The organism is uncultured Gemella sp., from assembly GCF_963537375.1.
Classification (GTDB): Bacteria; Bacillota; Bacilli; order Staphylococcales; family Gemellaceae; genus Gemella.
Genome location: NZ_CAUTDQ010000052.1, coordinates 1 through 9,958, shown reverse-complemented (window position 1 = coordinate 9,958; position 9,958 = coordinate 1). Strand labels below are relative to the sequence as shown.

General features: G+C 32.4%; 2 protein-coding genes and 1 other RNA gene. All 3 read left to right on the top strand.

Going from position 1 to position 9,958, the window contains the following annotated elements; all coding sequences use genetic code 11:
• The first annotated feature begins 127 nt into the window (after window positions 1-127).
• Window positions 128-484: a transfer-messenger RNA gene (gene ssrA, locus RYK99_RS08210) on the top strand.
• 136 nt (window positions 485-620) lie between these two features.
• Window positions 621-1,907, top strand: a complete 1,287-nt coding sequence (locus tag RYK99_RS08205; protein ID WP_314991700.1) for an IS1182 family transposase — start codon at window positions 621-623, stop codon at window positions 1,905-1,907.
• 487 nt (window positions 1,908-2,394) lie between these two features.
• On the top strand, window positions 2,395-9,958 hold a 7,564-nt coding region (locus RYK99_RS08200), incomplete at its 3' end, for a MucBP domain-containing protein (protein ID WP_314991699.1).

The window sequence follows — 9,958 nt, the reverse complement described above, 5'->3', positions numbered from 1 at the left end:
AGGATTTACTCTTCTTTTTTTATATTTTGTCTCACATCAATTGTAACACTACAATCATAGAATACTGTAGAGTTAATAAAATTTTACATAAGTTGAAATTTATGGTAAAATATAATAATCACAATTAGGGGATGTTTAGGATTCGACAGGGATGCTAGTCTTCTTGGTGGCATGTAGGAGGGTTGTCTCCTTTAACAACACATCAGTTAAATATAACTGGCGAAAAAACAAATTACGCTTTAGCAGCTTAATAAGCTAAAGGCTGATTACTTTGTTTGACTGTGACAAAGCTAATCGGTTCATTCTTAGCAGTCTACGATTTTTTTCTTCCGTTTGTAGAAAAAAATAAGAGATTAATCAAACTCGTTTTTCATTGCCTGTTTATCGGCTTAAGTGGAGAATTAAATTTAATAGGTAAACTAAACATGTAGAAGCTAAGGGGAGGCATTTTTGGACGCGGGTTCAAATCCCGCCATCTCCATTCAAGTAAAAGGCATACCATTTTGGTATGCCTTTTCAGGCTGTTGACAAATGCAGAAACTGCATGAGTTAACAGCCTATTTTAATGAGAAAAAGTGCTAAAAATGTTATAATATAAGTATATAGAGGGGGTTTTTAGTATGTTTAATAAAAAAGAAAATATCAAAGATGAAATAATATTAATGACGTTATCAGAACTAGTTCCTACAAATCACTTTTTAAGAAAAGTAGCCGAAGCAATTGATTTTAAATTTATTTATGATTTGACAGAAGAATACTATAGCCACACATCAGGTAGAAATTGTTTAGACCCTGTAGTATTATTCAAATTAGTGTTTTTAAAAGATTTCTATGGAATAAAATCAATGAGAGAAACAATAAAAAGAATAGAAACAGATGCTGCATTTAGATGGTTTTTAGGGATACCATTTTCTAAACCAGTTCCACACTACTCTACATTTTCACAAAACTATATTCGACGTTTCCAAGGAACTGATGTGTTCGAACAAATATTTATTAATATAGTAAATCAAGCAATTGAAAAGAAACTAGTAGGTGGTAATGAGTTTTTTACTGATTCAACACATATTAAAGCTAACGCAAATAAAAAGAAATTCAAAGTTGAAGTAACTACAAAAATAAAAAAAAGAAAATTAGATTTAGAAAAAGAAATAAACGAAGAGAGAGAAAAAATAGGAAAAAAGCCTTTTGAATATAAAGAAAAAGAAGAACTAAAAAGACAACGAGTTAACACAACTGATCCGGATAGCGGTTATTATCACAGAGATCATAAAGAAGAAGGTTTTATGTATTTAGACCATAGAACAGTAGATGGGAAAAATAATATAATCATGGATTGTCACATAACTCCAGGAAACGTTCATGATAGTGGTCCATATATAGATAGATTAAATCAGATAGAAAAAAATTTCGGATTAACACCAGGAAAAGTTGCGTTAGATAGCGGATATTATTCTCTAGACATACTAAAACAGTTAGATAAAAAAAATATATTTTCAGTAATAGGATATAGAAGATTCTCAAGATCAAAAGATAACAAATATTTTAAATACTTACAAGAAAAAGATATATATGTGGATAAACGAACAGGAGAAATATTTAGATACAGAAATATTGATAGAAATGGATATAAACAATATAAAAGTGATGATAAAAACGAAAAGAAAATAATAAGACGCCATATAAATGCGGATTATTATGATGAAGCTAGATTAAGACGTATATCAAAAGAAGGAAAACTATTGTATAAGAGAAGAAAAGAAACAATAGAACGTAGCTTTGCAGATTCAAAACAAAATCATGGATACAGATATGCACAATATAGAGGTAAAGCCAAAGTACAGTCGTACGCTTGGTTGTCTTGTTGCGTTCAAAATATGAAAACAATAGCACTAAGAGAGGTGTAATCCTCCCTTAACACTACTGATATTTAGCCATAAGGCTTATTTTTTTTGAAAAACGACCAAAATATCAATATTTACATCGATATTTTGGTCGTTTTGTCAACAATCTGAAAAGGCATACCATTTTGGTATGCCTTTTTTATGATTAAAAAAATATCGAATGAATGTAATCGAAATTAATCGTATATTTTCGTAAATATTTAACCGAATATCAATAAAAATTAAAAATAAAATAACAATTTATATTAACATTTTAAGTATATTTAAAGTATGTTTAAAATTATTTTTATGACTATTTTTTTTTTTTTTTTATTTCTAAAACTTTATTTTAAAAGGGATATTAATGAAGTAATTGGAATATATTGCTTTATTTTAAAATTATATTGAAATTTTAAAAAATAAATAAGCATCATTACTTTCATAGAGCTGTTTTTTGTGATAATATAATATGCATAAGCAAATAAATTTTTAAAGGAAAGAGGAATAATAAATGGTAGGAAAAAATAACCTAAAAAAACACTATGAACAACGTGCTGAAAAAGTAGAAACATACTCCATAAAAAAATTCAAAGTTGGAGCAGCGAGTGTTCTAATTGGAGTAGGTTTATTCTTTGGTGCAGGTGTTGTAGAGGCTAGCGATAGCACTACTGTACAACAAAATGGTGATAAGAAGGTATCTGATTCTACGGAAACAAGCGTACCGTTATCATCTGCAGTTGAAGCAAAACCTGCTGAGAAAAAAGTAGAAAACACACGTGAGAAAGTTGCGGAAGCGGTAGCAGATAAGTTGAATTCACAAACTAGTAAAAATGAACAAGCTAGTGAAAAAAAACAACAAGAAGCAGATAAAACTTTATTGCTACAAAAAATTGAAGAGTTAAAAGCTCAATTAGAAAGAATTAAAAATAACTCTAAACAACAATCAATGATTGATGAAGCGGCGAAAAAACTTGAATCTGCGGAAGCCCTAATAGGAAATAATCCAACACAAGCAGAAGTAGATAAAAAAGTAAGAGAAGTAAGTTCTTATGTGGCAATCTTGAAATCTATTAAGGTAGAAGTAAAAACTGAAGTAAAAGACGAGAATAAAGTCGAAACATCGAAAAAAGAAGTTGATAATTCAAAAGAAAAATCAGTAGAGAAGTCTACAAATTCAGAAGAATTAAAAAAAGTTACTGAAGAATTATCAAAGGCAGTTTTTAATGCAAGAGACTTAACTTCAGAAAATGATAGAAAAGTAGTTGAAGAGGCAAAAGCAGTAATTAAAGATGCAAATGCTTCTTTAGATAATACATCTCTAACAAAAGCTGAATTAGATGACTTATTTAAACGTGCTACAAAAAGTCGTAATTCTGTCATGAATGTAATTACTAGATTCATGAGTGGTAAAAGAGACGTTCGTAACGGAAAAGAAATTCCTAAGGAAGATTTACGTGCAGATGCTAGTGTAAGTAATGATGTGCTTTATGGACATTTATCGTTTTTAGATTCTAATGGGGTAAATAAAAATATAAGTGAAGATACTATTCCAGTAGTGAGTGATGGAGATGGAAAACGTGTCTTGAAATTACAATTAGATTTTTCAAGTTCATCTGCAACACCGATTAAAAATGGTAAAATTCGTTATATTATTCCTAAAAAGCATCTTAATACAGATGTTAAACCAACACTTACTAACTCAGCGTTAGCAAGTGGTGATCCAAAAGATATTTCAGATAATGATAACTTTATCTATGAAATTACTCTGAATACGATTACAGGTGGTGCTGTAGGTCAAATTAATATTGAACAACAAATTAGTTCATCAATTGACAAGAGTCCGTCAGCTGGTGATACAACTATTGCTAGAGCAGAGTTTTATAATGGAGACGAGCTAATCTCTACGACAACTGCTACAGCTAAATATGAATATCTATCTCAAATTCTTTATAAAGAGTCTGATAAAAAAGAAAATAAAAATCTTTTTGATTATGTTCCAGGCTACTATGATAGAGATTTAATTGTTGGATCTAAAAATTCTGATGGAACATTTAGTCCAATTAAGGGGAATACTTTTACTCTGCCATTTATTACATATAATAATGGAAAAGATTTCTTACAAGGTACAGATCTAGATTATAAAAATGGGAACGGTCGCTTAACAGATGTGGATTATACGATAACAGGTATTCCAGAATTCCTAGAATTAGTTCCAACAGTTGAAACAAACCGTTATTGGAAATTAGAAGGAAATGTTGCTAAGTTAAATTACGATAAAACATCTGTAGATGAATATAAAAGACCTACCAGAGTTGGTGCACAAATTAATAATAATGGTCCAGTCTTCCGTGTAAAAGAAGGATATTTTGATACTCGACAAAAAATGGAACAGTATTTAAGTTCTAATGGTGGTAAAAAAATTGATATTGAATACAAGGCTATTGGTCATCGTCCAGATGGTTCTACTTACACTCAAACATTAGCAACGTCAGAAGCGTTAAATAATCAATTGAAATTCTCGATTGGTGATGATGTTCCAGCACCTATTCCGGCTGAACGTATGGCTACTGGTGTTACTACACCGAATAAACAACGTTTATTCTCTAATCAGAGTGATACCGATGAATTTTATGTTCATTATGCTTATAATTCAGGTCCATTAAGAGATGCAAGTGGTGCAATGACTCTAAGATCATTAAAAGGTAATGGAGATAAACTAGATAATAATTATTTTGTATATTCTGTGCCAACAGATAAACCAAATACTTACTTTACTCACTTCCAATTAACTGAAACACATGCAAATGTTATTCAAAAAGATGGAACAACTAAGATTGAATATTATAATAGTTCAGAAGCAAGTAAACAAAGCTTCAACTATAAATTTGCTAAACCATTTAAATTATATGGGGTAAAAGCAGATGGAACTCGAGAAGAATTAAAAGAAATGTCAACGGCTGATCAACTGTATGAAAAAGTTGAAATTGATAAATCAAAACAATTTACTCGTTTAGTCTTAGAGCATCCAGATATCGCTGATAAATTTATCGAAGCTGGTGATAACTATGTTCCACTAGGGTTCAGATCTACTGTTCGAACTACAATGGCGAACTGGCAAGAAATGGCAGCGAACGATAATATTACTCGTCATGAAAATACTATTGGAGTGAGCTTATCAACTAGTGGAAATTCATTAGATGCTGCGACAAAGATGTCTTATCCTGCAAAAGTTGAGGACAATGGATATAATATTGCTGTTCATACAAAAGAACGTTTTACAGCTGGTTTGGGGATTAGCCCCGTTTCACCATATGGTGCTCCATGGGGAGCAAGTTACAATCCAAACCGTGGAAGCGATAAAAACAATATTACTCGTCAGCAAATCGTACCATTTATAGTTAATTATACAGCACCTGAGTATTTTAATAACGCAATAAAAACTGAAGATGGTAAAAAAGTACTGAAGTCAGAAGACTTAGATGAAAGCATTAAAAATGCGACAGTTATGTTAGTTGCAGACTCTGCACTTCCATTGACGAATTTCCGTATGCCGATGGATAATAAATTGTTTTCAAATAAATTCACGGCATACGGTTGGGGGGGTGCCTACAGTGCTGGAGATTATGAAGAGGTTGTTAAAGATACAGATGTTATTAATCCAGATAAAATTATAAAAAACTATAAAGGAACTGGAAAAACAGCTTACATTTTCAAAGCAAAAGATTTAGCCTTGAAGTCTGTTGACTTAAACTTGGATCGATTGACCAGTAATGGTCCTATAGCTTTAACCTTTGAAGTTGTTAACAATGGTCAAGCAGAAAACGGTACGTATCATATTGATTCATACTTAGTATGGGACAAAGCATCACAACGTTTAGTTGGTAATGATCCAAGTTTAAGCGCCGATATTCTAGAAGGTCATGAACCTGGAAGACAAGTTGTCAAAGCAACTACAGATGTAACATTAAAAGTGGCATCGGAATACTATACTCAATTAACCATTGCGAAGAAAAATGAAGTTGGAGTAATGGGAATTATCAACGTTAAAAATGGTGAAGATGTTGTCCTTAACCCATCTGTAGTAAATGCTGCCGATGCACCAGCAGTATTAAAAGAAGTGATGGTTGAGATTCCTAAGAACTATGGTGAACCACATAAAGTAGCTGAAACAAGCCTTAAAGGTCCAATTCCTGGAACAGCGGATTATCATGTCGAATATACAACTTTAAAAGGGACAAATGCTGAAAAAACAGTAGCACCGTATGTTCGTGCAGATCAAATTACGGACTGGAGTACGGTTACAGCTGTTAAATATGTATTTGATAAAGAGTATGTTCTTAACAAAGGAGAAAAATTCCAAACAAGTTTTGATATTAATGTTCATACAGATAACCCTAACTTGGTTGAAGGACAATCACAAGTTTGGTTGAAAGATGGAAAAAATACATGGTTAGAATCTAACAAAGTAGGATTAATTACAGAAGATCAACGTGGTAAATTAAAAGTAAGCCACGTTAACTTGTCAGGTAATAATATTATGTCAGAAACTACTGATAAAGGATTCCAAGATGATCCATATACTACTTCATCATACGGTATCATCGATAGAGCTAATGATGGAAAAGCTTATATTTATAGCCATGTTCATAATGAGTCTGACCCTACTGACGGCATTTATGAAAAACAAAAAACGAAAAAAGTAATTTATGTTTATGTAGAAGCTAATCGTGAAGAAGAACGTAAAGATGTAACTCGTACAATTAATTATGTAGAAAAAGATAATGAAGGAAATGTCATTTTCCCTCAGAGAACATATAGAATTCCTGTTCGACGTGCTGTTTATACCATTAAAGAGGGACCAAGAAAGGGAGAGAAAATCTACGGACCATGGCAAAGACTTGACTATTGGTTATTAGATTGGCCATTAGATTTGCCAACTGAAGTTTCTCCAACTGGTAATAATGACTATACTTTAGTAGGTAGAAAAGATGATGAAACAATTAAAAATGTTGAGAAAGAACCAATTCTTACTTGGAAAGCTCCAAATGGCGATATTCAAGTAGATCCAGTTACTGGGAAAGTAACGATTGCAGCTGATAAAGTAAAAGCAGGAACAGAAATATCTGCAGTAACAAAATATGAAAACAATACATTAACAAATGTTTCTTCTACGGATGATGCTGGTAATAAAGTGATTTCTCCATTAGCTTCAGCAACTACACGATTAGAAATTACGTATATTCCTAAAGGACAAAAAGAACCAATTACTTCTATTGTTACAAAAGAAGGAGGTAGATGGACTACAACAGACACTAACCTTACTTTAAATGCAGATAGTGGTGAAGTAACGATTTCTAAAGATAAGAGAGAATTTGGACAAAATGTTACAACTGTAGCGAAAGATAGTAATGGTAATAGTACAACTTTACCTGCAATTAGTAATAAGAAAGATGCTGTCATTAGACCAGTAATTGAAGCATCTACAATGTACATCACTTACACTCCTGCTGGTCAAGAAACTCCAGTAACAGTTACTGTATCAAGAGAAATTATTGAAAATAAAGAATATACAGTTCTTTATGAAGCTAAAAAAGGTTCAATTAATATTAATTATGAAGATACAGAAGGTAATGTCATTAAAGCTAAACAGGCTTATGTATCAAGTCAAAAACTACGTAATGCCACTGATGTTGACGGAACAGAACTTAATGGAGCTGATAAAGCAAGTTATAACATTGGTGCTCTTCAAGGTGAGAAAAGAGAAAAATTCAGACCTGATAAGATTACATTGGAAGATGGAAAAATCTATAACTTGAGAAGAGTAAAACCAGATACACCATGGGATTATGGTGATTTAGTAGAGGGTACTACAGAGATTACTTATGTCTATGAACTAGCCAAAGGTACTGTAAGAGTTAAATATCAAGACACAGATGGAATGGAATTCGGTTTAGCAGATAAGGTTATTAAAGATAATGTTCCAACTGGAGAAGCGTACGATACAACAACTTCAGAAAATAAACCAACTCGTTATGAAACAGCTGATGGAAAAGTTTACGAATTAGTAACAGTAGCTAAGACAGAAGGTAATGTTCAATATGATGCTAATGGTGTAAGAACAGATGTAAACCAAGCTACAAAAGCAGAACCATCTGGTACAGTTGCTGAAGGATACAAAGAAATTACTTATATTTATGAGCTGAAAAAAGGAAGCGTACTTGTTCACTATATTGATACAGAAGGTAATAAGATTAAAGATGACCGTACGGATAAAGATAATGTAACTACGGGAACACAATATAACGTAACAGATGCAACTAATAAACCAGCTAAAATTACAACAACAGAAGGTAAAGTCTTTGAACTAGTAACTGAAGCAAAAACTGAAGGTGAAGTTCAATATGATGAAACAGGACTTAAGAAAGATTCTGCAGCGGTAACAGGACGTGTTAAAGCTGAAACATTAGAAGTAACTTATGTTTATAAAGAGAAAAAATCTGGTGTTAATGTTAAATATGTTGATAGTCAAGGTCGTCCAATTGCCGGAACTGCAACAATGCCTGGTGATACAACTGAAACAGTAACAGTAGATGGATTAAAACCTGTAACAGATGCAAGTGTTAACAGTGATTACAATGTTGCAGACAAAAAAGCATCTAAGATTACTACAGCAGATGGTAAAGTTTACCGACTAATTACTGATAGAGATGGTTTACAAGCAGGGTCTAAACCAGCAACTGGAAAAGTAGAAGAAAACGAAATTACAGTTACTTACCAATATGAGTTACTAGGAAGCGTAGTAACTAAATATCAATTATCAGATGGTACTCCATTGACAGGTGCATTAACATTTGATAATGCAACAACTCCAACTACAGTAGAAGAAAAAGGATTAGCTGTTGCAAATGCTACAGATGTATCAAATGGTACAAATTATGATGCAAGCACTCCAGCTAACAAACCGAATAAGATTACAACAGCAACTGGAGAAGTATATTACTTAACAACTGCAAACAATGGCGTAAAAGCTGATTCAGCACCAGTTACTGGTACTGTAGAAGAAGGTAAAACTAAAGAAGTTACTTATGTTTATGAAAAAGCAGGTTCAGTAGTAATCAAATACATTAATACTGATGGAACTGAAATCAAAACATCTGTACAAGATTCTACAAATGTTAAAGCAGGAACAGATTACAATGCAGCTGAAAATGATGAAAAACCAGCAACAATTGAATTTAACAATAAGAAATATAAACTAGTTACACAAGCAGGTACTACTACAACTAATGCAACTTACTCTGCAGAAGCAGTCGTAACAAACGGAGAAAACGTTGGAGCTGCAACAGGACAAGTAGTATCAGGAAAAACACTTGAAGTAACATATGTTTATGAAGAAGTTAAAGGAAATGTACTTGTTAAATATGTAGATGAAACAGGAGCTCCACTAGCCGGAACTGCAACAATGCCTGGTGATACAACTGAAACTGTAACAGCAGCTGGCGTAACAGCAGTTACAGAAGCTGAGTTAGGTACAAGTTATGATAATAAAGTAGCTGAGAAAAAAGCGACTAAGATCACAACAGCAGATGGAAAAGTATATGAACTTGTAACTGAAAACAATGGATTATACAATACATCAGAACCAGAAACAGGAACAGTAACAGAAGCTGATAAAGTTGTAACATTTGTTTACAAAGAGAAAAAATCAGCAGTTAATGTGAAGTATGTTGATAAAAATGGTCAACCAATCGCAGGAACTGCAACAATGCCTGGTGATACAACTGAAACTGTAACAACTGATGGATTAAAACCTGTAACAGATGCAAGTGTTAACAGTGATTACAATGTTGAAAACAAAAAAGCATCTAAGATTACTACAGCAGACGGTAAAGTATATCGATTAATTACTGAACGTGAAGGATTATTAGATGGATCTAAACCAGTATCTGGTAAAGTTGAAGAAAACGAAATTACTGTAACTTATCAATATGAGTTAGTAAATGGTAACGTAACAGTAACATACAAAGATACTGAAGGTAATAAGATTGAAGGATATGAAACACCTAAGGATGCAG

Excerpts from the sequence above, each read along its gene's own strand:
- RYK99_RS08205 (WP_314991700.1), top strand. The coding sequence starts at position 621 with ATGTTTAATAAAAAAGAAAATATCAAAGATGAAATAATATTAATGACG.